Genomic DNA, 26,544 nt, shown 5'->3' with positions numbered 1-26,544 from the left:
TCACCCGTCCGCCGCTCGCCACCTCAGGAGTAGACTCCCTTGTGCTGCCGCTCGACTTGCATGTGTTAGGCCTGCCGCCAGCGTTCAATCTGAGCCATGATCAAACTCTTCAATTAAAGTTTTGTTGTTTGACTGACGTCAAACGGCTCAATGAATTCTACTGTTTTGATTCGCTTTGCTCACTAAGAAGCACCGCGTTTCAATTCATACATTACTGTATGTACATATTACTATGAACACTCAATCACGCTTCTCGTTGAGGAGAATGACTTGAAAACATTGATTTAAATTTTTGACTGTCAACCCGAAAGTTAAGCAGTTTCGATTAACTCAACACCTGTGAGTGTCCACACAGATTTGCTTGATAAATTGTTAAAGAGCATGGTTATCAGCTTATTCAGCCTTTAACCCTTGACCCCGCTGGGTCAGTGGATGCGCATTATAGGGATGTCAGATTTTACCGCAACCCCTTTGGCGCGAATAATTACGAAAAACGATTCAAGCGCACACTTTTTAAACTAAAAGTGTGTTTTAACGCCAATATTATCGAATCTATGCTGAATTAAGGGCAAAGATGAGATTAATCCAGCGCTAGAAATGACAAGAGCCAACCTATTGGTTAGCTCTTTATGCCATGTTAGATCGCTTTTAACGCAAGCTTCCATTCAACAAGAGCAACAACCCACGCTACTGGCTACTGTGATAGTAGCTACTTGAGATGAACTTATAAGCAAATGTTTATCTGCTTATAAGTAATAGCGTAGCGACTAGCCTAGGCTTTTTAAGTAAGACGGCACATCGGCAATACTGTCGAGTACCACTGTGGCATCACTGTCATCAGCAATAACCTTACCACTGCGCACTAATATGCGTGTGGTCACGCCCGCCGCTTTCGCTGCCTGCATATCTTCGGCTTTGTCGCCAACCATAACTGAGTGCGCTAAGTCGATTTTTAAGAATTGCGCCGCATCATTAAGCATACCCGGCTTAGGTTTGCGGCAATCACAATCGACCTTATATTCCCCTATACCTTTTTCGGCATGGTGCGGGCAATAGTAAATACCATCGAGCTCGACCCCTTTGTCGGCAAAGTTCCAATCCATCCACTCCGTTAAGCTGTGGAATTGGTCTTCAGTATACATGCCACGGGCAATACCGGATTGATTAGTGACGACAACTAACTTGTAGCCCATTTCTTTTAAAGAGAGGCAAGATTCAAACACACCGTCAATATATTCGAAGTCATCCACTAAGTGGACATAACCATGGTCTTTGTTAATCACACCATCACGGTCTAAAAATACTGCTCGACTCACTGTAATACTCCCAAATCGCCTAAGGCGTTATCGCGCTATTATTCCATTCATTATCAGAAATTGCACCGCGAAGTTATGCTTTTAGCACTAAATTGCGCGTTAGTGATATTTCGTGGCTGTACAGGCAAATCTCTATGAACAGCTTGTGTCTATGCGAGATAGCAATTGTCCCACTAAATTAGAGTCCCAAAAATCCAGCAATGAAATGTGTAATGGCACTGTTTTAATCAAAATACTCAATCGAAGAAGCTCAACAGCGTTTTTACAAATAATTGCCACCGTTGCCATCGAAGCCGCTCGCAAGGAATGCGCTTCAAATCGTAAGAGAAAACCACAAAAAACCCCGTCTTTTGGGCATTGTTAGTCTCTGAGATGCTGCACTCAATCAAGCATTTCCCTTTATTTGTGGTGTTTTTAACGGTAATCTTGGGCAAATAACGAGAAAATACCCGAAATAGACGGAAATAATGAGTCGAACTACGCCTATCGTCCACAAAACCCGCACCCAGTTAGTTGTGGAAGTGCTCAGAGAGAGAATTCTTTCAGGTGACATAGCCGCAGGAGAACCCCTCAGACAAAGTGCCTTGGCTGAAGCGTTAAATGTCAGCCGTATTCCGGTGAGAGAAGCGTTATTGCAACTCGAAGCTGAAGGACTCGTTAAGTTTGAGCCCCATAAAGGTGCGACTGCGACCGTGTTATCCGTCGAACAAGTCACCGAACTTTTTGAATTACGTGCAATGATCGAAACCGATCTGCTTGCGAAAGCGATCCCACGACTTCAAGAGGCTGATTTAGAAAAAGCAGAACGTGTACTCGAACAATTGGAGTCGGCCTTCAAACATGAAGATGCCGTCGCCAGTTGGAGCGAGTTGAATACGCAATTTCACACTTGCTTATATCAGGCGGCTAATCGCCCACACACCCTTGAGGTTGTTCACGGCCTCAATACTAATTGTGATAGATACATTCGTTTGCAGTTATTGCTCGCGGGGGGAATTCCTGCCGCAGAGCATGAGCACAGGGCTTTGCTCAACCACTGCAAACTGAGAGAAACAGAAAAAGCGACGGCGCTACTGCGTCATCATATTCTGCATGCCGCAATGACAATTCGAGATCTCGTCGCCAAACAGGTGGTCTAGATCACGGACGGCCATTAGAGTTGCCGATAAGCTTTGTTGTCGATTCAAGGCAGCGCTCAGGTTCTGCCTTTTTTATTTGAGAGAAACCACCATGCAGTACGCCACTATCACAGGTTGGGGCAAATGTGTTCCACCAGCCACGCTGACCAACGATGATCTTGCTACCTTTATCGAGACATCCGACGAATGGATCAAATCTCGCACAGGGATCAGCCAGCGCCATATCAGTCATGTAAATACCTCTGAACTTGCTTCAGTTGCAGCACAACGTGCGCTCGCAGCAGCAGGTATTGATGGCAGTGAAATCGACATGATCATTCTGGCCAGTGCCAGCCCAGACACTTTGATCCCAAATATTGCATCTACTGTACAAGCTAATATTGGCGCCAGTTGTGCTGCATTCGATATCAATGCTGCCTGCAGTGGCTTCTTATACGGCTTAGGTTTAGCCAGCTCACAAATCAAGAGTGGCCAGAGCAAGAAAGTATTAGTCATTGGTGCTGAACGTTTATCTTTCTATTTAGATTGGTCACGCCGCGAAACCGCAGTGCTATTTGGTGATGGTGCGGGTGCCGTTGTGGTTGAAGCGACAGATGTTGCCGGTGGCGTGCTCGGTTATGAGCTGAATAACGATCCTGAAGGTCGTGATATTCTGAAAGCAGGCTTTGGCACGGCGATGGACAGATTCTCAGCCGACTCATTGGACTTTTTCATTGAATTCGATGGCCAAGAAATCTTCAAGCGTGCGATTAACGGAATGAATAAATTGAGCACTAAAGTGCTTGAAAAATGTGGTGTTGATAAGGATGAAGTGGATCTCGTGATCCCGCATCAAGCCAACGAACGTATTATTGATACCTTAGTTAGCCGAATGAAAATCCCGAAAGAAAAAGCCTTCGTGAACATCGCTAATTATGGCAATACCTCGGCGGCGACGATTCCAATTGCCATTTGTGATGCGTTAGAACAAGGCATTATCAAGCCGAATCAAACCATACTCTCTTGTGCCTTTGGCGCAGGCTTAACCTCTGCCGCACTCTTGCTGCAATGGGGAAATCGCGTCACACCTATCAATATCAGTGATGCCGAGTTACCGCCTTGCGATAAAACAGGCATAGAGTTAGTTAAACGCGCTGTAGATTATTTTTGTAAGCCGTAAACGGTTTCTGCAAAACGATTACATAGTGTTTCACTAAAACAAAAAGCCATCTTAAGCGATGGCTTTTTTAGTTTATGACTACAGAACTTATTCATTCAGCTTGCTAATGATCATCTCATCCCAATAGATAGCTTGATTAAAATGTTTGGCGAGTTTTTGATTTAACTCGTTAAAGCCTTTAATCACGCCTTCGCTGCCACTAATACAAGACCAGACAAATCGATGGCAATTATTGTCGAATAAATCGTATTCCCGATACTGATAAATCGACTGTTCAGCGCGGGGCAACACAGAGTCGGCAATAAGAGGCTGATGTTGGTGATTACAGGCAAGATAGATTTGGCTACCGGTCCGTCCCGCTAAAAAACGCTTTACCGATACAGCCCGCACCAGCCCTGAGCCATGTAACTCTATGAGGCAATCATCACCAAGCCAAATGCCAGTATGCTCAATCACACCAAAAACATAACAACAGACGATACTCCCAGGAATTGGCGATACTGGTTTTAATCCCTTTTGCCATTGACTCGGCGGTGCCACCATAGCGCGATTGGCAACGGGGTACTTAGGGGCCTTACCGAGTAATCTGTCACGCTCAAGCTGTTGACGCTGCTCGCGCTCATCGGCCAGCAAAACCGCACCGATTACGGCACCACCCACCCAAAGTAAAGGTAACGGCATCATATTCTCCTACACACTCAACTTAGTAGAGTGAAGTACAAGTTGGTTGGATTGCCAAGTTAACGGCAGGTTGAATTTGAACAGAGGATTAAATGTCAACTGAGTTTAGCTTGTCAGTGATTAACCTAAGATGAAATCAAGGTGAAATCAATCCATCTCAAATGGATTCACTCACCACAAAAAGTGATTTCTGTTAACACTGACTAAGTCGATTTTTGCAGTAAATCAGCCACAGTAAGCTTTGCCGCACCGCCCATAGCGGCCATTTGCGCGAGTAATAATTCCCCACAAGCTAAGGCATCGGTCAGCGCACTATGGGCCGTATAAATGGGTAAACCATAACGCTCGCGACAAGCGCCAAGGCGCAAACTCCCCTCTTTAATCACTGAGTGTTCCCGTAGTAAACGGTGCTTTTCAATCATTAAAGTATCAATTGCAGGTAAAACAATGGCTTGATGATAAATCGTCAATAAATCCTGCTGTAAAAAACGACAATCTAAAGGGGCATGATGTGCCACCAGCACGCGGCCATAGGTTTGATTGATAAACCAACCCATGGCTTCTTCAATAGTGACAGCTTGCACCAAATGATTATCAAGAATGCCGTGGATCGTCGCACTTTGGCCGACACTACCGCGAATTTGCACTAATTTTTGCTCGGCGCGTGCCAACGGGATCTCACCGCGCTCAATCGGCACCAATCCAATACTGAGAATTTGATCTTGCTGTGGATTGAGCCCTGTCATCTCCAAATCCATCGCCGTTAACGGCGCTTCGGATAACGGCATTGCCAGCAGAGGCAACAGCGACTGATAATAGCCTTTAAATAAATGATGTTGGCAACGCAGCGCCCGCCAATTGAGCTGAGTTTTCAGCAACAATGTATTCATATCAAAAGCTTCGCATAAATTTCATCTTCATCCCCGCCTGCGCCTCATGCACGACTTTAAAAGCGTCACGTAACTGATGACGAACCAGCGAAGATAAATGCCCAGGCAGCAAATAATTACTCACCTCTACCCCTAGATTATGTTGATAACCTTGGTTCGATAACCGCATATGAGCGATAAACTCGTGGGCATCAGCCAAATTGAGCGCATCTTGTCGATTGAGGATATTCGCATCCATCAAGGCACGAATACGTTTTGCAGTATTCACTTCTTTAATGCCCGCAGACAAGGCATAAACACGGGCAATATCGTTAATCAAAGCATTACCTTTATGCTTCAAATCTATGCCTTTAACTTCACTACCATCCCGCTCGAGTACAAATTTGCGAAAAAATCCTAACGGCGGCGACTCCACTAGTGAATTGCCAGTCATACCCGCGAGGAAAATATCGTTATCGCGGGTTTGAGCTAAGACTTTATCCTGTAAGGCATCAAAAAGGGTTTGCGGACCGTAAACCGATCGCATATCGAAGAAGATGCTGGCGTGCATTAACGCCTTAGGCTCAGGCGTTATGACCCATTTTTCAAATACCTGTTGCCACTGTTTGAGTGACATCCGCCATTGGGGATTTTGCGCCATAATATTGCCGGGACAAAATTCATAACCGCATTGGTCAAGCCCTGCGCACACGGCATGGGTTAAGGCATCAAAATAACCTTTAGCAAAATCATCCATCTCTTCTGCGACTAACAAGCCATTATCTTGATCTGAACACGCAGCCTGATCTTGTCGTCCCTGCGAGCCAAATGCCAACCAGCAAAAGGCCATGGGCGGTTCACCGAGTAATTGCTGATTGAGCACAATTAATCGCCGCGTCAGCGCATCGGTGACAGAGGTTAACACTCGGCCAATTTCTTCAGCTCTAGCATCGGCACTAATAAGATTTTGCAGCAATAGGGGAATTTGCTTACTGACACCAATTAAACTGGCAAGATCCTGCTGCCGTTCAATCTCACCAATCAACAGTAGCGGTTGTGAGCCCTGCCCGCGCAAGATGTCAGTACTGGTCACCATACCGATAGCTTTATCTTGATCGATAATAGGTAAGTGATGAATGTTATGCTCACTCATCAGCAGCATGGCTTCAAAAATCAATGCATTGGAGGAAATCGAGATAGGTGAAACCGTCATGGCTTGATGCACAGCAACGTTGCCATCAAGCCCTGCAGCTAACACGCGATTACGCAAATCCTTATCGGTTAAGATGCCAACCAATTTATGATTATCCGTCACCAATAAGGACGATACTCGGCGATTTCGCATCAAGAGTGCCGCCTGAGTCACGCTAGCTTGGGCATCAATAACGATGGGAGTGGAAGACATCAAGGTACTTATCCGACTTGTGGTCGTCAGATCCTTTGCCTTAAAGCGAGCCTCATGGCGTAAACGCTTTGCGAAGGCGCGGGTAAAAAACTTATCGAAGTGACGACTCTCACTCCTAAGGCTATCAAACAAGGCTTGGGGCAGATGATAAACTAGACCGTCTTCAAGAATAGCGACTTTATTAACGACTTTTTCCCCTGATAACAAAGTAGAAAAGCCAAAAAACTCACCCTCGCCCACTCTATCCACCAACACGCCGTCAGGATCGCGCACCTCAAAGGCGCCGCTACGCACCATATACAACTTAGGCGAATTCGCGTCGAAATTAACATAACCAGAGGCTTTGCTGTAATACCCAACAGTAACAGCCTTAGCGCAGCGCACGACTACATCCTCAGGCAGAGCATCAAAGGGCACAAGTCCCTGTAGAAATTGCACTACGGGTTGTAACTCACTGGCATTCATAGGCAACACCTTCTTTAGGTGAATTTTTACTGAGATGTCATCACTATAGCCTGCATTGTCGCTACGCTACATTCGACTAAAGTCAGCCGCAAGCATAATAAAGTGACTCCCCACAGAGTGATAAAGGCAGGCCAAAAGAGGCAATAAAAAAAGAGCGCCGAAGCGCTCTCTTGTGTTGATACTCATCATTACGCAGTAAGGTTAGTGGCCGCTTGCTTCACCCGAACCTTTAGGGAAACGAATCGATTCAACCATCTCCTGAACATGCAGTGGTGTTGCCGCAGTGACTCGACTCACTATCGCTGCCACACCGAAGTTCACTAACATGCCTACCATACCAATACCTTCTGGTGAAATACCCAGGAACCAGTTAGCAGCTACGTTAGCCGTTGGATCAACAAACTTGAAGTAGATGATATAACCAGCAGTAAACAGTAGACCCGTTAACATACCGGCAATCGCACCTTCTTTATTCATTGTCTTAGAGAAAATACCCATAACAATGGCAGGGAACAGTGAGGAAGCCGCCAATCCGAAGGCGAATGCCACCACTGCCGCCACGAAACCAGGAGGGTTCACCCCAAAGTAACCCGCAATCACAATGCCGATACCTGCCGCCAAGCGAGCGTATAGCAGCTCTTTTTTATCGGAAAGGTTAGGCATTAAATTCTTTTTCAATAGGTCGTGTGAAACCGACGTTGAAATCACCAATAGCAAGCCTGCAGATGTTGATAACGCTGCTGCTAAACCACCCGCCGCCACGAGGGCGATAACCCAAGCTGGTAAATTAGCGATTTCTGGCGTAGCAAGTACGATAATATCGTTATCAATCTTCATTTCATTTTTGCTAGCGGGATCTTCAATCTTACCTGACGAATAGTAAATTTTACCGTCGCCATTTTTGTCATCCCACTTAATCAAACCGGTTTTTTCCCAGTTCTTAATCCAATCTGGTGCAGACTCATAAGCCACACCTTTAGAATCGGGACCGTTAATAGTTTCAATCATGTTCACGCGGGAGAACGCTGCTAACGCAGGCACTGTGGTGTACATAATCGCAATAAAAACAAGCGACCATCCTGCAGTGATACGTGCATCTTTCACCTTAGGTACAGTGAAGAAACGCACGATAACATGGGGTAAACCCGCAGTACCCACCATCAAGGCACCCGTAATACAGAACACATCTATCATGCTCTTAGAACCGTCGGTGTAAGGTGCAAAGCCGAGCTCAACCGAAACGTTATTGAGTTTTTCTAACAAATACACACCGCTATTATTGCCAGCGGCATCTAGTAACTCAGCACCAAAACCAATTTGCGGAACTAAGTGGCCTGTCATCATCACTGAAAGGAAAATAGCCGGAACCATAAAGGCGAAAATCAGTACGCAGTATTGGGCAACCTGAGTATAGGTAATCCCTTTCATACCACCGAGTACCGCGTAGAAGAACACGACCGCCATACCGATATATACACCAGTATCCACCTCCACTTCAAGGAAACGCGAGAACACAACACCCACGCCACGCATTTGCCCTGCAATATACGTAAAGCAAATAAAGATAGCGCAGATAACCGCGACTGTACGTGCCGCCTGTGAGTAATAACGCTCACCGACGAAATCTGGCACAGTAAACTTACCAAATTTACGTAAATACGGTGCCATACAAAGGGCAAGCAATACGTAGCCGCCCGTCCAGCCCATCAAGTACACGCTACCATCGTAACCGACGAAAGACACAATACCCGCTAACGAAATAAATGACGCCGCTGACATCCAATCTGCCGCCGTTGCCATACCGTTCACCACAGGGTGAACACCGCCGCCAGCAACATAGAACTCTTTGGTTGAACCCGCACGGGTCCAGATTGCAATCCCAATGTAGAGCGCAAATGAGAGCCCTACGATAATATATGTGAGTGTTTGAACATCCATCTCAAAGCTCCTTAGTCTTCTTGTACGTTATATTTTTTATCTAAGGCGTTGGCTTTTGCCGCGTAGACAAAGATAAGCGCAACGAATACATACATAGATCCCTGTTGTGCAAACCAGAAACCTAATTTGAATCCCATGAAATGGACTTCATTGAGTACATCAACCAATAAAATGCCGCATCCAAAAGAAACTGCCGCCCAAATGGCTAATAAGCTCAGTACGAGACGAATATTCTCGCGCCAATAACCCTTTGCCTTGTCGTTGTTTTCAAAACCCATAGTGACTCCCCTGTGCTGTTTTAATTTTAAGTCATGTTTAATCTAGCAACAGCTGGTGTGAGCACAATCACGACTTTCGTCTAACCCGTGATTCAAAACACTGTCTGCAAATAGCGAATAGAAACAAATTCAAAGAGTTAACAATGACATTACATTTTGATACGGTTTTAACTTTTTTAACAGGTTAGACCAATGTCGAACATGAATGAGTGGGATGTGAATGGAGAAAGAGGATTTTCATCCAATAAATAGAAATAACTTATTGTCTGAACTAGGTAAATTAGAAATTTAAATGACCTTTAATACGGCTCTAGACTGGCTAAAAATCAGATGGTTTAAGATTTTTAGCCTAGATTATTGAGGATTTTAATCATGAGTTTCTCAATCAATTAGAGACGTTAAATCTCTCATCAAACCTAGGTCAGGCCAATTGCTTACCGTTTTATTTCATCATGTTATTTCGTCAAAATGTTAGGGTTTGACTCACAGTCACCTTGCAGGTTTACAACAAAAAATAACCCAGCCTATGCTGGGTTACTCAATCTACTTTGAGGAAACGTGACTAAACATTACTCACAAAAAGCGGCTTTCATCGCATGATACATCGCGTGCCGTCCGTCTATAAAATGCCGTTACTTCGCAGCTAAAAACTTCACTAACGCCGCCAATTCTTCTGCGGTATGCGCGGTTGAGGTCAGCATATAACGGCCATTAACCAGTAATGACGGTACCCCCTTGATCCCAGCAAGCTCAGCTTGAGAGTCATAATTCATTAGGGTGAATTTAGCATCGACGGAATTCATCGCGGCATCGACATCATCTGCCTTAGCGCCTTGGGCAAGGAAAAAGGCTTTTACTTGCTCAAGGGTGGTAAATTGCTCACCTTTCTCATGAATTTGCTTAAAAATGGCACCATGGGTTTGCTTAGTCATCTTTAATTTTTGCGCCATATAATAGGCAAACTGACTCAATTCCCAAGCAGGGCGACCGGCACCAACGGGGGTACGCTCAAAGGCCACATCTTTACCAAGCAGCTTTACTGTCGACTCAATGAGCGGTTCTTGCTTATAACAATGTGTACAGTTATAAGAAAAAAACTCCCGCAGCACTGGCTTTTGCGTTTCGGTAATGCCCGCCACAGTGACATAATCCTTGCCCTCTTCGAAACTTGCAGCCTGCAGGGCAAAACTGGCACTCAGCATTAATCCGCACGCAAATACTGCTATAGGTCGAACTCGATTAAATACGCTCATTATATTGTCTCTTTTTATTCGTCATTTGCTTAAATAAGGATTACACATTTGCTCAAGCAAATTTGGAACCCAAAGATAACCTAAAAGTTCGACTTTTACCTTTTACAGTAATGAACCTTTCTCAACATGCCGCTAGCATATCCAGCGGCGAAACATACTGATATCGAAAGCCTAAATCTGTGACAATCGCGTCAGCTTGGATGACTTTACTCGGCATAGATTGTTGGTTAAATTCTGGCGCGACTAAACCTAGAGATTCGGCAGCAGCTTGATAAAACTCAGCTTTAGTCGGATGTGAAGGTGCGCAAAGATTATAAATCGGCGCCACTGATAATCCAGAATGAGTTGCCGCGAGAATTGCGCTAACGGCGCGCACACAGTCGCTAAGATGGACTAAATTTACCGCGACATTCGCCCCACTCACATCGGTTTTTCCAGCAAGAAAACGCCCAGGATGACGTTTAGGACCGACGAGTCCAGCAAAACGAACGATACAGGTATGGGGCAATGCTTGAAATAAAGCTTCAGCATCTAACAGCACTTGGCTATCGCTTGATTCTGCCATCGCATCGGCTTCTGTCATCAATTTATCTTGGGTCGGATATACGCCCGTAGTGCTGATAAACACAATCCGCTGATATTGCCAGCCTTGAGTTAATGCGATGAGTTGTTGTAATTCTTCAAGATAAGCGGCATTACCACGCTTTAATCGGGGAGGAATATTGACCACTAAATAATCGGTCTGAAATAAACCGCTTAACGCCTTAGCATCGGGGGCAGATGATGCTTCGTGGCCCAATTGCAGCGGATAGGCTTCAATCCCGACTTCAGTTAATACCGATAATTCTTCGGCACTGCGCTTACAGCCAGTGACTCGATAGCCCTCATGGACAAGTTGCTTTGCCAAAGCAAAACCAAACCATCCACAACCGACCAAAGCAACACTGGATTTTACTGCGCTGTTTTCTGCTTTTACATTCGCCATATTAGCCCTAAGGGAATCACATCAGCGGATAGAATACGGAACTTAGCGCATAAAATTCAAGTTTGTAGCGAACTAAAATAAAAACTAATCCCTTTATCGACTTGTAAGGTACGAATAGCCCCCTCGGACAACTCTTCCGCCTTGATGGCTTTTTGTACTGTCACGCCTTCATTACTTAAAAAACGCAGCGATGGCTCACTGCCATCCTCTTTGCAGGCCCACACTTGGGGCTGACTCACTTCTTTGGTGGTCATCATGACTTTTGCGATACAGCCATCGGAGAGCTTTACTATAGTTCCTGGTGGGTAGATGCCAAGAATTTTAACCAACACAGAAATCAGTGATTCTGAATGTTTACTCGCACGGTTTTTAAACAAATAACCTAATGCTACTTGAGGAGATGTCACTTGCTGGCCACTGAGCTGTTGATCGTAGTCATTTGCCAAACTCACGATCTGCGTAATGATAGGGATTTTATGACCCGTCAATCCGTCAGGAAATCCTGAACCATCAACAAACTCATGGTGGTGTAAAATGACATTCAGCACTTCTTTAGGGAATAATCCCGACCGATTCAGCATGTCAAAGCCAAAATTAGGGTGCATTTGCAAATAGCTTGCTTCGTGTGTCGTCAGCGCACCACGCTTTCGGCGAATAACATCAGGTACCTTAAGTTTACCAATGTCATGCAGCAAACTGCCAAGGGCAATATCACGCAGCTCTCTTGGAGTTAAATCCAGCGCATGACCTATCATCATTGCCAGCACAGCCACAGAGACGCCATGTTGGGTCACACTGACATCATTATCATCCATTCCAACTAATGTTAGGAACGGTGTTTCAACTTCCTGTAAATGGCTGAGTAAGTCTTCAACCAGTGCCGCCGATAAACGATAGGCGCCTTCAGGATCGCTGACTATTTTACCAAACACACTACGGCAGTTATTCACATTCATTAAAAAACGCTTCTGACTCAAACGCATCGCCTTACGGGTATCAGCCTTAAGATCACGCTCGGGTTCTACTGCTATCTCATCTTCGATGTCATCTTCTTCAACAATATCCAGTTCGGCATTCAATTCAGATAACAAAAAAACATAGGGAACGCCTAAGCCACGGATCATTTCGATTTGAGCGGCACTGCTAATATCAACACGGTTAAATAAAAAAGGGTGGTTCGTCCATGACAAAGGCAACTTGACTCTCATGCCAAGTTGAATTTCTGACAGTAACAACTTTTTTTGAGGTACTTTTGCCACGCAATATGACTCCTTTCAAATGTAATGTGGATATAAACAGATGGCCTCATCTGCGTATCCAACAGGGCACATTTAAGCTAAGTACATATAACTATAGATGATTCAAAGCATTCAATGGAGAAATAAGGTAAAAATCCTTATCAAACTGAGGGATAGAACACATCGTAATGCGCCCCACCGCTCAGATCTAAATAAAGTTATTATATAATAATACGATAAAAACTAAGGCTGAAGTTCTTTAGCTTCTTCTTTTGGCCAATCACGGAGGTAATAACTGAGTCGCTTCGATTTAATAAGATAAATACTCGACCAAAATAACATTAAAGCATCTAAAGCAAGACTCCAATGAAACAGAAATTGGCCATGGATCAATCGCTGACCCAACAAAACGCCATCAATAATCAACAGCAACCACAACCCCCATTTTAAATGCACAAAAATCGGTCTTAACCATTGGGGCGAACGTCGACGTTCAGCTATCACCACAAGATAAATCAAAACCGCGCCAAGTCCCGCCCCGAGTGCTAGCAAAAAATCTGACTTTTCAGGGTAAAAAATCCGCACTAACTCAGAACGGTCACCCATCTGAGTCAGCGAGGCGATAAAAATACACCAACCACGCGCGAGATAAGCCAAAAGCGCATATAAAAAGATGGGCGGTTTAATGTGGCCTTTATCATCGAGCCAAGTGATGTGACTAAAATTCAAATAGGTTTCCAATCAGCAAAATCTAAAACAGCATATCAAGGAGATGGTGCCAATCGCGGTTAATTCAATAGCCAAAGCAGATAATCTTTCCGCACCTTGATTATTTTCAGACAAAAAATAGCGCCTTGGGCCAGGCGCTATTTAATATCTGCTATTCGGCGGTATTCCCCCCTCGATACAAGGCTGCAGCCGTTACAGCCGGCATTGAATCAACATCAAGCCAACGCCCTCTCTGAAATGACGCCAATCAAGCGTTCGCGGCGAGAAGGGCTAACAACGCGTCTTCATCCATCACTTTAACACCAAGCTCCTGCGCTTTAGCCAGTTTTGAACCTGCCGCCTCACCTGCCACTAAACAATCGGTATTTTTGGAGACACTGCCTGCCACTTTCGCCCCCAGCGCCTGCAACTGAGCTTTAGCATCATTGCGATTGAGCTGATTTAAGGTGCCAGTCAATACCCAAGTTTGGCCTTTAAGCGGCTGTGCATCTGCACTTGGCGCTTCAATGGCGGGCCAATGCACACCAGCAGCGATTAAAGCATCAATAACTTCAAGGTTATGGGGCTGGGCAAAAAAATGGGCCACATGCTGGGCAACAACAGCACCAACATCTTCCACTTCAGTTAACTGCTCCACAGTTGCCACCCGCAGCGCATCTAGACTGGCAAAGTGCGCCGCCAGGTTTGCTGCCGTCGCCTCACCCACTTCGCGAATACCTAAGCCATATAAGAAACGCGCAAGAGTGGTGGTTTTGGCTGCTTCAATCGCGGCCGCTAAATTGGTTGCCGACTTCATCCCCATGCGGTCAAGCATCGTCATCATAGAAGCGGTGAGCTTAAACAGATCCGCAGGACTTTGAACTAACTCTTTATCAATCAATTGCTCAACGACTTTGTCGCCCATGCCATCGATATCTAATGCCTTGCGGGATGCAAAATGCTTAATCGCTTCTTTACGCTGTGCTTCGCAGAATAAACCACCGCTACAGCGCGCCACAGCCTCACCTTCGAGACGCTCGACTAAACTGCCGCATACAGGGCAATTGTGTGGGAATACAATATCAGTCGCTGTTTCAGGGCGTCTTTCGGGCACTATGGCAACAATTTGTGGGATCACATCGCCAGCGCGGCGGATGATCACTGTGTCACCGACTTTAATGCCTAAGCGGGCAATTTCATCGGCATTGTGCAGCGTCGCATTCGATACCGTCACGCCACCAACAAACACTGGCTTTAAGCGCGCCACTGGCGTCACGGCACCTGTGCGGCCCACTTGAAAATCAACGCCTTCAAGTTGAGTCATTTCTTCCTGCGCGGGGAACTTATAGGCAATCGCCCAGCGGGGAGATTTAGCCACAAAACCTAAACGTTGCTGCTGGGCAATGTCGTTAACTTTCATCACTACGCCATCAATTTCAAAGGCTAAATCGCCGCGACGAGTAAGAATGTCTTTGTAGTAATCATAGACTTGGCTTAATTCAGCGCAGACTTTGATTTCGCTACTAACGGGTAAACCCCACGACTTAAGCTGTTGCAACTGTTCAAAATGGGTTTTAGCTAACGGATGGGAATCCGGCTCCACCACACCGAGCGCATAGGCATAAAAAGCCAATGAACGGGCAGCAGTAATTTTACTGTCAAGTTGTCGCAAGCTACCGGCTGCTGCGTTACGCGGATTCACAAAGAGTTTTTCATCCTTGGCGCGCGCCCTGTCATTCAAAGCCTCAAAAGCAGCTTTTGGCATAAAAGCCTCGCCACGTACTTCAACGAGTTCAGGGAAGTCATTACCACGTAATTTAAGCGGGATCGATTTAATGGTTTTCACATTTTCAGTGATGTCTTCACCCACTGAACCATCGCCGCGCGTCGCCGCACGCTCGAGCACACCATGGCGATACAAGATACTCACGGCAAGGCCATCGAGTTTAGGCTCACAACAAAAGCTCACCTCACCGACTTTATCGGTGACACGCTTATGGAAAGCACTGAAATCCGCCTCATCGAAGGCATTATCTAAACTCAACATAGGCTTAAGGTGCGTGATTTGCTCAAACTTAGCCAGTGCCAATCCGCCCACCCTTTGAGTCGGTGAATCAGCGACAATCAAATGGGGATACAAGGCTTCTAACTTGAGTAAACGCTGCATCAACCTGTCGTACTCAGAATCGGTAATGCTCGGTGCATCGTCTACATAGTAACGAATGTTGTGCTCGTTCAGCGATTGGCTGAGCGCCTGCATCACCTGCGATGCGTTTTCTGGGGTGACGTCTTTAGACAGAAGTGTATCGAGTTGAATGTCTTGCATATTCTTTATCCAGAATTCTTTAGAACACAAAAAGTAGATCACAAAAAATGAGGCCGCAATCGCGGCCTCATCAATGTATTAACCGCCAAGTTGCGGTGTCGGCTTAAGCGTTAGCGCGAATGCGGTGTAAATAATCTTGCTTAGTGAACTCACCCCAAGGTTGGCGTTGTCCGTCAAGCACGACCGCATCGATATCATCCGCAAGTTGGCGCGCCGAGTTAAGCATAATCGAGAAGTTCATTAGGGCGTCACCGTAGCAAGGCAAAGTCATGAAAAACACCACCCCTTGGGTACTGAACTGCTCCATATTATCTGGATCAAACACGCCAGGCTTTAGCATATTCGCTATCGAGAACAATACTTTACCATTGCCAGCATTATCCACATGGCGATGGAAAATATTCATATCGCCATATTTAAAATTCAAGGTTAAGAAACAAGGCAGCAATTCGGCGCCGTTAAGCTGTAGACCCTCTTTAGCGACCACGTGTAATACCAGTACGTCGCGTGGTTCACCTAACTCATCTTCAGCGGCTTGTTCGACAACCTCTTCTTGATAGCTATCTTCTTTATATTCATTTTCGTCAAACAAGGCCGTTTGCTGCGGAACTGCACTACGTAACGCATGTTCCTGCTCAGCTGCTTTTTGCGCGACGATAGCCGCATGGGATTGACCCATTGGCGGAGTTTGCATGCTCGCTTGAGTGTTCAAGACGGGCTCTTGACGCGAGACTTTCGGGCCACGGTGTTGCTCTTTTGCCACGGGTGGCTGCAAGCTAAAATCAGGCTGAGCTGTCACAGGCTCGTGTTTAGGGCCAACTTTCAACTCTGGTTTAAATTCTGTTGATTTAAACTCTTGTGGTTTAAATTCAGGCTTAGGTTCTAGCTTTACTTCCTGCTTCAAATAAGGGTTGGCCGCAGGAGTTTCGTTGTTAGGTGCAAGTTCACCGGCTTTGCGCACGCGTACGGCGCCAATACCATCGGCATCAAACCCTTCTGAATCGATCCGCTTCGGACTCGGCTCACCTTTCTCAGCCTGTTTCTTATAAAAGTTGCTCATTGGGCTATCTTTCAATGATTTAGGCTGTTGTCTTCTGATAGACCAAAATCCATGCACCAGCACAGCAACTATGGCTATGGCGCCTAAAACGAACAATACTAGTTGCAAATCTTCCATTGGTTACCCTGTCTTTCTTCTAGTTATCCAGCGTCAGCCATCGCCACCGCTTGCTCTATGTCTACCGCAACTATACGAGACACACCGGGCTCGTGCATAGTCACGCCAATAAGTTGATCCGCCATTTCCATGGTTATTTTGTTATGGCTGATATAAATAAACTGTACGCTCTGTGACATTTCTTTTAGCAATCGACAGAAGCGTTCTACGTTGGCATCGTCTAATGGCGCATCCACTTCATCTAACATACAGAAGGGAGCAGGATTCAGCCTAAAAATGGCGAATACCAATGATAAAGCGGTTAATGCTTTTTCACCACCCGAAAGAAGATGGATTGTGCTGTTCTTCTTCCCCGGTGGTTGGGCCATGATAGTCACGCCCGTTTCTAGCAAATCGTCGTCAGTTAACGCTAAATAAGCTCGGCCGCCACCAAACACTTTCGGAAATAAGCGTCCGAGATCTTCGTTGACTGAGTCAAATGTCGTCTTAAAGCGGCTTCGGGTTTCCTTATCTATTTTACGGATCGCTTCCTCTAAGGTTGCAAGCCCTTTATTTAAATCGTCATCTTGATGATCAAGATAAGATTTTCGCTCACTTTGCTGTTCAAATTCTTCGATCGCCGCAAGGTTAATGGCACCTAAACGAACAATTTTCTGCCGTATTTGATCTAAATCACTCTGCCACTTGTCTGGCATCCCCTCTGCAGGCAAGTTTCCAAGGATTTCAGACAGAATTATTTGCTGTTCCTGTAAGGCTTCCAGCTGACTATTCGCTTGGCCTTTTATTCCTTCACGACGTAACTTTAACGTGCTCAGGCTTTGAGTCAAGTCCTCAAGCTTACCAAGCTCTTGTTTTTGCTTTATTCCTATACGGTTTAATGTGTCTGTGAGCACACTTTGCTGCTGACGAACCTCTTTTAAGCCCTGTTGTTGCTCATGTTGTTGCTTTAGTAACTGCGTTAACTGTTCAGTCAGCTGCACACTATTTTGCACCCCACTCAATTGGGCAACTTTGGCAAGTTCTGTTAACACAGACTCGCGGGAGTGGATGAGTTCATTGACACGCACTTGCTGTAATTCAATTTGCTCCGTGCTCACGGCCATGCGCATCGTCACGGCTTGCAAACTCGTCGCAGTGGCTGATAATTGACGTTCTACCTCAGTAATACGTCCTTTTAATGCTTGATGGCGCACACTATCGGCCTGTGTGTCTTGGATGAGTTGCCGCTGAATATCTTCACTAGCCTGCAGCGTCTCATCGAGCTCCATTTCTTGTTCTGCTAATAATTCGCATTGCTCGCTTAAGCGTTCAATATCAATCAAACTCGTACTTAAAGCCGCGTCGAGTTTACTTTGCTGTTCGACGCGCGCCTTCACTTGCTCGATTAAACCACTAAGCTGCATCGACTTAGTCGCTTTGTCTAACTGCAATTGATGTAATTTTTGCGCGCCATCGGTCAGTTGCAGTCTTTGTTGCTGCAAAATAGCCGCAAGATCTGTCATCTTGTCTTGCCGAATCTGCAGGGATTGTTGCAAATCGAGGATATTTTGCGCTAACTGAGCTTGCTCTTTACTGAGTTGCACCAGTGACTGGGCGCCCTCTGTTTTAGTGATTAAAAAACCTTGTCCCAGTAGATAACCGTCGGCAGTGACAATCCGTTCATCGGATGTTAGCTGTGGCAGCAGTTCTTTCGCTGCATGGATATCCTTTGCCCACTTAAGCCCCGCTAACCAAGGGGCGAGATTCACCTTAGCCTGTAAAAATTCACTTTGGCTTGATTGTGACGCTAACGCTTGAAACCCCATTTCAGTTTCAGTGACGCCAACGGGCAAGGTCAACAAGCCATTTAGGGCGAGTTCGGCCGCGGTTTCCCAACCATTTTCAACAGTTAAACTCTGCCATAACTGCGGTTTATCACTCTGCTGTTCTTGCTTAGTCAACCACTGTTCAACCAGCTCATGGCGCGCTTTAGTCGCAGTTAATTGCTGCTGAATGTGCTCAGCGCTATGGCGGGCTTCATCTAAGGCTTGCGTACTTGCACTTACACTTTGTTCTTGCTGATGATTAATTTCATTTTGCAGTGTGAGCGCATCATCCAAAGACTCAATATCTTGCTGCAATGGTGTAATACTCGATGCGAGATCACCGTCCATTAACGCCACAAGTTGCGCCTGCTGCTCACGACTTTGCTGCTGTTTGTGTTGCAGTAATTGCTGCTGATGCGCTAACTGGCTGCGACGCAGTTCAAGCTGTAACTTATGCTGAGAAACATCCGCTGCCTGTTGGCGCGCCACTTCGGCCTGCTGCTGACTGCGTTCTATGCTCATTTCCCATTGGGATTGCAGCTCATCCATGAGCTCTTGTTGCTCATCATGCTGTGGCCCAAGTTTGGCAAGTTCAAGCTCTAACGCGCTAAGACTCGCTTTATAGCCGTTAAGCTTATCGGTGTTTTGTTGGATCTGCTCTTTGACTTGCGCCAACTGGGTTTCGAGCTGGGCGTCGCGTTGCTTTTGATTCTGTAGCTGTTGCTCTAACTTAGCGATCTCAGTACCGGTCAGATAATAGGCTTCAACCGCTCGCTGCTCTTGCTCCGCCAATTGCGCGAGTTGCACTTGCAATTCAGTGGTCTGTAATTCATCAGTTTGCGCGAGTGACTGCGCCGCCGCTTGCTGCACTTCAATAGCACTTATCTGCTCAGATAGGCTCGCCATCTGATCTTGCAACTCTTGATAGCGCATCACAAGGAGTTCAGCATGGGTCTTACGCTCGGCCTGTTTAAGCTCACGATATTGTTTAGCGGCTTTAGCCTGCTGCGCAAGTTTATCTAACTGCTTACCGAGCTCACTGCGAATATCGCCCAAACGCTCGAGGTTTTCGCGGGTATGGCGAATACGGTTTTCAGTTTCGCGCCGACGCTCTTTATAGCGGGAAATCCCGGCGGCTTCCTCAATAAAGGTACGCAAGTCTTGGGGTTTAGATTCAATCAGGCGGGAAATAGTGCCTTGCTCGATAATGGCATAACTTCGCGGGCCAAGACCTGTGCCCATAAACAAGTCGGTAATGTCTTTACGACGACACTTTTGACCATTGAGAAAATACCAAGACTCACCGTCGCGGCTCACCTGACGCTTAACGGCGATTTCTTCATAACTGGCATACTGACCAGCGAGGCGACCCTCTTTGTTTTCAAAAATAAGTTCAACACCCGCCACAGACACAGGTTTTCGCGCGCTTGAACCGTTAAATATCACATCGGCCATAGAATCACCGCGTAGGTGCTTCGCCGAGCTTTCACCGAGCACCCAACGCACGGCATCGATCACGTTCGATTTACCGCAGCCATTTGGGCCAATAATGGCGGTTAATGCCTGTAAAAAAGGAATTTTCGTGGGATCGACAAACGACTTAAAGCCGGCAAGTTTTATCTGTTTTAATCTCATGGTGCCAGTTAGCGCGTCTCTGAAGTCTGGCCCGAAAATGAGCCGAGCGGTGCAAATGCATTCTGCTGGCAACTTTAACAAAGCAGGCAGCATTTTGTAACGCTTTTTATTGAATTCATGCGGCTTTTAGCTTGTCATCTGTCCATGAGTTGATCACAATCGCATATAGCTGTCGCTTAACTTTTTGGAAAAACGATATGACACAGAAAAAAACCTTGCCCTTCCCAGCCAAAAGTGGCGTTAATTATTTTCTCGATGGCTTTGGTTTAATCACACGTAAAGGCCTGCGCACTTTCGTATTTATTCCGTTAATGATTAACCTACTGCTGTTTGCTGGCGTCATTTATGTAGCCATAGGCCAGTTAGATACGCTATTCACTTGGATGAATGCCCAGCTCCCTGAATATTTAAGCTGGTTAAACTTTTTGCTTTGGCCCCTCGCCGTCACCACTATGCTGGTGATGCTTGCTTTTGTATTTAGCTCCGTCATGAACTGGCTCGCCGCCCCCTTTAATGGTCTGTTGGCTGAAAAAGTCGAGCAGCTGTTAACTGGTAAGCAGCTGAATACCGGTTCTGGTATTGATTTAATCAAAGACTTACCGCGTATCCTTGGGCGTGAGTGGATCAAACTCAAATACTATCTGCCCCGCGCACTGGTATTTTTGTTATTGTTTTTAGTGCCTATGGTAGGCCAGACGCTGGCGCCGATTTTATGGTTTCTGTTCAGCGCTTGGATGATGGCGATTCAGTACTGCGATTATCCCTTCGATAACCACAAGGTCAGTTTTAAAGATATGCGCTTTGCCTTGAATCAAACCCGTGGCACCAGTTTTAGCTTTGGCGCAACTGTGACGCTATTTTCGATGATCCCCATAGTCAACTTTATCGTCATGCCAGTGGCGATTTGTGGCGCGACGGCCATGTGGGTCGATAAGTATCGTGAAGCGTATCGCAACCATGCCATCGCACCCGAGTAGTAACACCAGCAGTGCTGAGTCATGGCTCAGCACTGCTCCCCAATTTTTTAGACCCAATAATCCAATCATGTTTCGCCTCGTTAAAATCAACGCAAACCTTGTAACAATTACTCGCTATTGTTAACTTCACATTTTCTGGCAAAATGCGCGCCACGAATGTGTTATTTGAGTCTTTTTTGTTGAAATCAATCTTAGCCATCATCTTATCTAGTCTTACTTTTCTACCTGTAACTTGTCTTGCTGGCTATGCCAGCCAATTTCAGTTAGCCATTCCAACACTTAACAGTGCTGCCAATATCGACGGTGAGTTGGACGATGCCATTTGGCAACAAGCCGCAGTCACAGAGCTCAAATACGAAACCCAACCAGGGGAAAACATTGCCGCATTAGTGAAAACCGAGGCGCGAGTCTATGCGACTAAAACCAGTCTTTTTGTGGCATTTACTGCCAAAGACATTAATCCCAAACTCATTCGCGCCACACTCAAGGACAGAGACAAACTGTGGAGTGATGATTTAGTCGGAATTAAACTCGATACTTTTAATAATGCCCGTTTAGCATACCAATTTTTTATTAATCCCCTTGGCGTGCAATTAGACTCAATTGAAAACGAACTAACGGGTGAAGAAAGCGAAGCATGGGATGGTATTTGGAAATCCGCAGGCAAGATCACCGCCGATGGCTATCAGGTCGAAGTCGAGTTACCACTGAGACTGTTCAACTTTGACGACAAGAAAAGCTTGCAAGAATGGGGCTTTGAGCTAATTCGTTATTATCCACGCAATGAAAAACATCGCCTATCGACCCATAAGATTGACCGTAATACGAGTTGTCAACTTTGTCAGTTAGGTGTGGCTTCTGGCTTGGCGGGGGCAGAACAAGGACAGGATGTACAAATCACCCCGACTTTTATCGCCAACCGTAACGAACATAAACAGGCGGATGGCTGGGAAGCTGATAACAATCTCGAGCCAGGTGTAGACTTGCGCTGGGGCATTAATTCCAGCACCTTACTCAATGCCACCATTAATCCCGATTTTTCCCAAGTGGAATCCGATGCTGGCCAGCTCGATGTGAACAGCACTTTCTCCTTGTTCTATGATGAGAAACGGCCGTTCTTTTTGGATAATAAAGACTATTTCGACACACAGGTGAATCTGCTGCACACCCGCAATATTGTTGCACCTGACTATGGTATCAAACTGACAAGTAAGAGCGATGATCACACCTTAGCTCTGCTAGCGAGTAACGATAGCCAAACCACGTTTTTGGTACCGGGAAATTTAAGCTCAGAGGTTGCCTCGCTTGATCAAGAAAGTTTGAACCTTGCGGGACGTTATCGTTTCGACATGAGCAAAACTTTCTCCATCGGTGGATTACTTACCGCGAAAACGAGCAGTGACAACAGTCACAATGGTACAGCAAATAACCCCCACAATGAGATCAACAGCCAACCCGATTACCACAACTATGTGATTAGTCTAGATGCGAAATATCAACCAACACCACAGGACAGTTTCACTGCGCAAGTGGCCCAATCGGATACTCAGTACCCCACGGGAGTCTATCGTCAATTTTGTACTGACACTGAAAAGGCCCCTAGTAATGGGTTGCCCTGTGGCCAATCTCAGCTTGATTGCGAACTCGGTCACTGCCAACTCAACGAACAAGTATTACGTAGCAAATCTGATAACCGCTTTGGCGGCAATTTATATCAGTTAACCTTTAAGCACGAAGAACGAAATTGGTTTGCTTACAGTGAATACAACGCCGTTGATCCCGATTTTCGTGCCGATTTAGGCTTTGTCGAAAAAATCGATTACCGCACCTTTGAGGCTGGTGCGGGTTTGATTTGGTATCCTACGGGCACCTTTAACAAGGTGGAATTAGCGGGAGATTGGGATATCACTCATAACCAAGCAGGCGAACGACTTGAAGAAGAGTATGAAGCCTACATCGAAATCCTCGGCGCATTACAAAGCGAAATCACCTTTGGTGTAGAAACCCGTGAACGTGTGGGCCCTCGCCGCGATGCTTCACTGCTCACTATCGCCGGAAATAGTCAACTATATGATGAAACCCAAGTGTGGTTTTATGGCGCAGTAACCCCGTTATCGCCCCTGAGTATGGAGCTTGAAATGTACTACGGTGATGAAATTGATTTTATCAATGATAGGCTGGGCACTAAAACGCAAATGAACCCGAATATCAATTGGAAAATTGCTAATGGACTTTCTATCGATATCTCCCATCTTTATCAGCAAATGGATGTGGAACAAGGTGCGCTTTTTACCGCTAATCTGAGCGATGTACGCCTCAACTGGCAATTCAGTCTACACAGTTTTATTCGCCTTTCTAGCATTTACACCCGGATAAATCGGAATGTGGCGCAGTATTTATATTCAGCGCCGCAGAGTGAGGAAGCGCATTTAGGCAATGAGCTCCTCTACGGTTATAAACTCAATCCGCAGAGTGTGTTCTACCTCGGATACTCTGATAGTTTGCAGGCTAATGATGAGTTAAGCCGCCTGACACGGGACGAGAAAACCTACTTTATGAAGTTAAGTTACGCATGGCTGCTATAAACAATCATTGCCTTAAACAGAAAGCAACTTAGACAAACAACTGACATAAAAAAGCCCACATCTTCCTCGATGTGGGCTTTTTATTATGACGGTGAGAATCTTAGACCTTCTGCAGAATAACACTGCCAATAGAATATCCTGCGCCAAACGAACTCAATAAACCTAAATCGCCAGTCTTAAAGTCACCGGAAAACTTGTGAAATGCAATAACAGAACCCGCGGAAGCCGTATTGGCGTATTCATCTAGTACCACGGGCGCTTGTTCCGCTGACACATCATCCCCAAGCAACTTTCTCACCACAAACTGATTCATGTTGATGTTCGCTTGATGTAACCACAAACGTTTGAAAGACTGTGGCGTTAACGCTTGTTCGGCCAGATGTTCATCCAAATGTTGATAAATCATCGGCAACAGCTCTTTAAATACCTTGCGCCCTTGTTGGTGGAATAGCTTATCGGCTTGATGGGCCGCACTCGGATCGCAGCGGTTCAAGAAACCGAAATTACTGCGAATATTGTTCGAGTAATCGGTAAAACAGCGGCTTGAGATGATCTTAAACACATGGTCAGACTGGGCTAAGCTTTGTTCTTCCAGTACCAGAGCCGTCGCTACATCACCGAAGATAAAATGGCTGTCACGGTCGCGATAATTCACCTGTGCCGAGCAAATTTCAGGGTTGATCACTAGCACTCTTGAGGCAGAACCCGTAGCAATGGCATTAGCCGCGGCGACAATTGCAAACGTCGCCGATGAACACGCTACCTGCATGTCGTAACCATAACCCCGCGTACCCAGTGCACGCTGAATTTCAATCGCCATAGCAGGATACGCACGCTGAGTATAAGCACAGGCAACAATCACTAAGTCAATTTGTTCAGCCTTGAGATTGGCATTTTTAAGCGCCATCAATGCGGCTTCAAGGCCAATCTCGGCCTGCATCGATAATTCGTCACTACTGCGCTCAGGAATCAACGGCATCATGACTTCGGGATCCAGAATGCCCTCTTTCACCATCACATATCTGTGCTTGATGCCTGAGGCTTTTTCAATAAACTCGCTCGATGAATAGGGCAAAGCCGCAACATGGCCTTGCTCAATTAAGCCTGCATTTTCAAGATTGAAAATATCCACATAAGCATTGAAGCTCTCAACTAAGGCTTCATTGGAAATACTGTGGGGCGGCGTAAATAGGCCACTCCCCGAAATGACGACCTGTTTCATAAATGCTCCAAACGGGTACTGGTTGTAAGGTGAGCAGAGGATGCATCATCCGTAAGCACAGGTGCTAACTCATTTTGCCCCTGCGCTTGTTGCTCTAATCGTTGCTTTTTATGCATTTGCACTAAGTCTATCACGACTGTTGAAGATATTTTATCTTGGATCCCCTGCCGATTGGCATCCCAAAATATTTGCATAAAGCCAAGTAAGCCTGTGGTAAAGCCTGCGGCATAGCCACCATAACGGCCAAACGCGGCCCATAAACTGATGTTGGCACCATCGAGCTGGATCACCCGAATGCCCAGCATCTTCTTACCTAAGGTTTGACCATCAAATCGTGCAGTAAAGACGGTAAAGTAAAACGCTGCCCACCCAAAACCCAGCCCCATATCACTCAGAAAGCCTTTCACCCAAGCGACAACACTATGGCTTGTAGCTTCATCAACGGTTCTGAGGCGAGAATATTGCGAAGGGCTCACATTCACTGCATCAGCCACCGCACTTTGCGGCTGTACATCCGGCGAAATAGCTTGAATAGGCTGAAGTGGCTCAGGCGGAGAATCTGTTGTCGCCAACTCAACAGGAAGCGTAATAACAGGCCATAGGCTGCCATTAAGCACTTCCGCCTGTAACTTTTCACTGTCTATGGCAGGCAAACTACTGTTGGCTATGGTTGCTAGCACTATTTCACGTTGATCATTTTCTGTCATGCCCTTTGATCCTGAAGCATTTTTTATCGCTTCATGTAGGGACTGAACTTGAGTTTTACCACAAGCATAATTATTACACTGGCTCAACGACATCAATGCTGGTAGTGACGTAATGATTTGTTCACCTAATGCCAATTGTTGCTCTACTCCCTCACTGCTTTTAACGTCTGTTCCATTAAAATCAAACAGATTATTAGCGGTTGTCAGCAACATAAAAACCAACATCAAGGCATAAAGTCCCCACTTTAATAAACGACCAAACTTACGACTGCGCTTTTCAATCCAGATAATACTGACCACCAGCAAGACAAACATCCAATCCATCTGCTCAGCTAACACAGTGATCAGCAAACCATCAATCAGTATGGCTAACATCCGCTTCAACGGTGTCGCCAATGGGGTGTATAACACGGCTGCTGCAATGGTAAATGCCTTTGGTGTTACCATCGTTTTTGGATCTTTACCCAGATCCATTTGTTGCTGCTTCATCTTTGCGCTTGTCCGATACGAGTGATAGGCTAGTTTTACGATTGAGACATCAAGAAGTTATCCCTGTTAATGCCACAATCTTTTTTATGTTAGCAAGAGGTTAACACAGTTAAACTGGCTGCCAATCAGGGTTTGCGAATAACAGCACACCCTTTAATAACCAAATCGAATAAAGAAGAACAAACAA

At 45.8% G+C, this 26,544-nt stretch carries 19 protein-coding genes and 1 rRNA gene; 4 read left to right on the top strand and 16 right to left on the bottom strand.

From position 1 onward, the window contains the following. Nucleotides 1-116, bottom strand: a 16S ribosomal RNA gene (locus KFE26_RS13565); the annotation flags it as partial. A gap of 651 nt (nt 117-767) precedes the next feature. After that, on the bottom strand, nt 768-1,316 hold the full coding sequence (gmhB, locus tag KFE26_RS13560; protein WP_105252161.1) for a D-glycero-beta-D-manno-heptose 1,7-bisphosphate 7-phosphatase: 549 nt from the start codon (nt 1,314-1,316) through the stop codon (nt 768-770). Between the two features lie 467 nt (nt 1,317-1,783). Between gmhB and KFE26_RS13555 the strand changes: the two genes are divergently transcribed. Beyond that, on the top strand, nt 1,784-2,455 hold the full coding sequence (locus KFE26_RS13555; RefSeq protein ID WP_028760950.1) for a GntR family transcriptional regulator: 672 nt from the start codon (nt 1,784-1,786) through the stop codon (nt 2,453-2,455). A 91-nt stretch (nt 2,456-2,546) separates the two neighbouring features. Beyond that, a complete protein-coding gene (locus KFE26_RS13550) occupies nt 2,547-3,614 on the top strand; it encodes a ketoacyl-ACP synthase III (RefSeq protein ID WP_028760951.1) in 1,068 nt (355 codons plus the stop codon). An 87-nt stretch (nt 3,615-3,701) separates the two neighbouring features. On the opposite strand, the gene KFE26_RS13545 is transcribed toward KFE26_RS13550, so the two are convergent. From KFE26_RS13545 to KFE26_RS13490, 12 genes are all read right to left on the bottom strand, one after another. Continuing rightward, nucleotides 3,702-4,295 carry a lecithin retinol acyltransferase family protein gene (locus KFE26_RS13545; protein ID WP_212600714.1) on the bottom strand — a complete coding sequence of 198 codons (594 nt, stop codon included), beginning with the start codon at nt 4,293-4,295 and terminating at the stop codon, nt 3,702-3,704. A 203-nt stretch (nt 4,296-4,498) separates the two neighbouring features. Further along, nucleotides 4,499-5,185 (bottom strand): exonuclease domain-containing protein, encoded by a 687-nt coding sequence (locus KFE26_RS13540; RefSeq protein WP_212600713.1) that lies wholly within the window; start codon nt 5,183-5,185, stop codon nt 4,499-4,501. A 1-nt stretch (nt 5,186) separates the two neighbouring features. Then, nucleotides 5,187-7,034: a DUF294 nucleotidyltransferase-like domain-containing protein gene (locus KFE26_RS13535; RefSeq protein ID WP_212600712.1), complete on the bottom strand. Its 1,848-nt coding sequence runs from the start codon at nt 7,032-7,034 to the stop codon at nt 5,187-5,189. A 201-nt stretch (nt 7,035-7,235) separates the two neighbouring features. Continuing rightward, nucleotides 7,236-8,972 (bottom strand): sodium:solute symporter family protein, encoded by a 1,737-nt coding sequence (locus tag KFE26_RS13530; protein WP_105252157.1) that lies wholly within the window; start codon nt 8,970-8,972, stop codon nt 7,236-7,238. Nucleotides 8,973-8,983: 11 nt separating this feature from the next. Continuing rightward, nucleotides 8,984-9,250 carry a DUF4212 domain-containing protein gene (locus KFE26_RS13525; RefSeq protein WP_006082142.1) on the bottom strand — a complete coding sequence of 89 codons (267 nt, stop codon included), beginning with the start codon at nt 9,248-9,250 and terminating at the stop codon, nt 8,984-8,986. A gap of 632 nt (nt 9,251-9,882) precedes the next feature. Beyond that, nucleotides 9,883-10,503, bottom strand: a complete 621-nt coding sequence (locus KFE26_RS13520; RefSeq protein ID WP_105252156.1) for a thiol:disulfide interchange protein DsbA/DsbL — start codon at nt 10,501-10,503, stop codon at nt 9,883-9,885. A 121-nt stretch (nt 10,504-10,624) separates the two neighbouring features. Next, entirely contained in the window at nt 10,625-11,488 is an 864-nt protein-coding gene (locus tag KFE26_RS13515) for an NAD(P)-binding domain-containing protein (RefSeq protein ID WP_212600711.1), read from the bottom strand. A gap of 56 nt (nt 11,489-11,544) precedes the next feature. Further along, nucleotides 11,545-12,747 (bottom strand): HD domain-containing phosphohydrolase, encoded by a 1,203-nt coding sequence (locus KFE26_RS13510; RefSeq protein WP_212600710.1) that lies wholly within the window; start codon nt 12,745-12,747, stop codon nt 11,545-11,547. 222 nt (nt 12,748-12,969) lie between these two features. After that, nucleotides 12,970-13,455 (bottom strand): DUF2919 domain-containing protein, encoded by a 486-nt coding sequence (locus KFE26_RS13505; protein ID WP_131523553.1) that lies wholly within the window; start codon nt 13,453-13,455, stop codon nt 12,970-12,972. A gap of 247 nt (nt 13,456-13,702) precedes the next feature. Then, nucleotides 13,703-15,760 (bottom strand): NAD-dependent DNA ligase LigA, encoded by a 2,058-nt coding sequence (ligA, locus tag KFE26_RS13500; protein ID WP_212600709.1) that lies wholly within the window; start codon nt 15,758-15,760, stop codon nt 13,703-13,705. Between the two features lie 103 nt (nt 15,761-15,863). Further along, nucleotides 15,864-16,937, bottom strand: a complete 1,074-nt coding sequence (gene zipA, locus KFE26_RS13495) for a cell division protein ZipA (protein ID WP_212600708.1) — start codon at nt 16,935-16,937, stop codon at nt 15,864-15,866. 23 nt (nt 16,938-16,960) lie between these two features. Beyond that, complete coding sequence (locus KFE26_RS13490; RefSeq protein ID WP_212600707.1) at nt 16,961-20,377, bottom strand: chromosome segregation protein SMC; 3,417 nt, start codon at nt 20,375-20,377, stop codon at nt 16,961-16,963. A 197-nt stretch (nt 20,378-20,574) separates the two neighbouring features. Between KFE26_RS13490 and cysZ the strand changes: the two genes are divergently transcribed. Beyond that, nucleotides 20,575-21,354: a sulfate transporter CysZ gene (gene cysZ, locus KFE26_RS13485; protein WP_131523549.1), complete on the top strand. Its 780-nt coding sequence runs from the start codon at nt 20,575-20,577 to the stop codon at nt 21,352-21,354. Between the two features lie 143 nt (nt 21,355-21,497). Continuing rightward, nucleotides 21,498-23,939 carry a carbohydrate binding family 9 domain-containing protein gene (locus KFE26_RS13480; RefSeq protein WP_212600706.1) on the top strand — a complete coding sequence of 814 codons (2,442 nt, stop codon included), beginning with the start codon at nt 21,498-21,500 and terminating at the stop codon, nt 23,937-23,939. A 100-nt stretch (nt 23,940-24,039) separates the two neighbouring features. Here KFE26_RS13480 and KFE26_RS13475 read toward each other — a convergent pair whose 3' ends face one another. Beyond that, nucleotides 24,040-25,161 carry a beta-ketoacyl-ACP synthase III gene (locus KFE26_RS13475; protein WP_212600705.1) on the bottom strand — a complete coding sequence of 374 codons (1,122 nt, stop codon included), beginning with the start codon at nt 25,159-25,161 and terminating at the stop codon, nt 24,040-24,042. Further along, complete coding sequence (locus tag KFE26_RS13470) at nt 25,158-26,357, bottom strand: RDD family protein (RefSeq protein WP_212600704.1); 1,200 nt, start codon at nt 26,355-26,357, stop codon at nt 25,158-25,160. Before KFE26_RS13470 ends, KFE26_RS13475 begins: the two co-directional genes overlap by 4 nt. Between the last annotated feature and the right edge of the window lie 187 nt (nt 26,358-26,544).

The organism is Shewanella sp. M16 (genome assembly GCF_018224605.1).
Lineage (GTDB): Bacteria > Pseudomonadota > Gammaproteobacteria > Enterobacterales > Shewanellaceae > Shewanella > Shewanella oncorhynchi.
Note: the sequence above shows the minus strand (reverse complement) of the source record. Positions and strands in the feature narration are given on the sequence as shown.

Coding starts and splice junctions, on each gene's coding strand:
- KFE26_RS13555 (WP_028760950.1), top strand. CDS start 1,784: ATGAGTCGAACTACGCCTATCGTCCACAAAACCCGCACCCAGTTAGTT.
- KFE26_RS13550 (WP_028760951.1), top strand. CDS start 2,547: ATGCAGTACGCCACTATCACAGGTTGGGGCAAATGTGTTCCACCAGCC.
- KFE26_RS13545 (WP_212600714.1), bottom strand. CDS start 4,295: ATGCCGTTACCTTTACTTTGGGTGGGTGGTGCCGTAATCGGTGCGGTT.
- KFE26_RS13540 (WP_212600713.1), bottom strand. CDS start 5,185: ATGAATACATTGTTGCTGAAAACTCAGCTCAATTGGCGGGCGCTGCGT.
- KFE26_RS13535 (WP_212600712.1), bottom strand. CDS start 7,034: ATGAATGCCAGTGAGTTACAACCCGTAGTGCAATTTCTACAGGGACTT.
- KFE26_RS13530 (WP_105252157.1), bottom strand. CDS start 8,972: ATGGATGTTCAAACACTCACATATATTATCGTAGGGCTCTCATTTGCG.
- KFE26_RS13525 (WP_006082142.1), bottom strand. CDS start 9,250: ATGGGTTTTGAAAACAACGACAAGGCAAAGGGTTATTGGCGCGAGAAT.
- KFE26_RS13520 (WP_105252156.1), bottom strand. CDS start 10,503: ATGAGCGTATTTAATCGAGTTCGACCTATAGCAGTATTTGCGTGCGGA.
- KFE26_RS13515 (WP_212600711.1), bottom strand. CDS start 11,488: ATGGCGAATGTAAAAGCAGAAAACAGCGCAGTAAAATCCAGTGTTGCT.
- ligA (WP_212600709.1), bottom strand. CDS start 15,760: ATGCAAGACATTCAACTCGATACACTTCTGTCTAAAGACGTCACCCCA.
- zipA (WP_212600708.1), bottom strand. CDS start 16,937: ATGGAAGATTTGCAACTAGTATTGTTCGTTTTAGGCGCCATAGCCATA.
- KFE26_RS13490 (WP_212600707.1), bottom strand. CDS start 20,377: ATGAGATTAAAACAGATAAAACTTGCCGGCTTTAAGTCGTTTGTCGAT.
- cysZ (WP_131523549.1), top strand. CDS start 20,575: ATGACACAGAAAAAAACCTTGCCCTTCCCAGCCAAAAGTGGCGTTAAT.
- KFE26_RS13480 (WP_212600706.1), top strand. CDS start 21,498: ATGCGCGCCACGAATGTGTTATTTGAGTCTTTTTTGTTGAAATCAATC.
- KFE26_RS13475 (WP_212600705.1), bottom strand. CDS start 25,161: ATGAAACAGGTCGTCATTTCGGGGAGTGGCCTATTTACGCCGCCCCAC.
- KFE26_RS13470 (WP_212600704.1), bottom strand. CDS start 26,357: ATGAAGCAGCAACAAATGGATCTGGGTAAAGATCCAAAAACGATGGTA.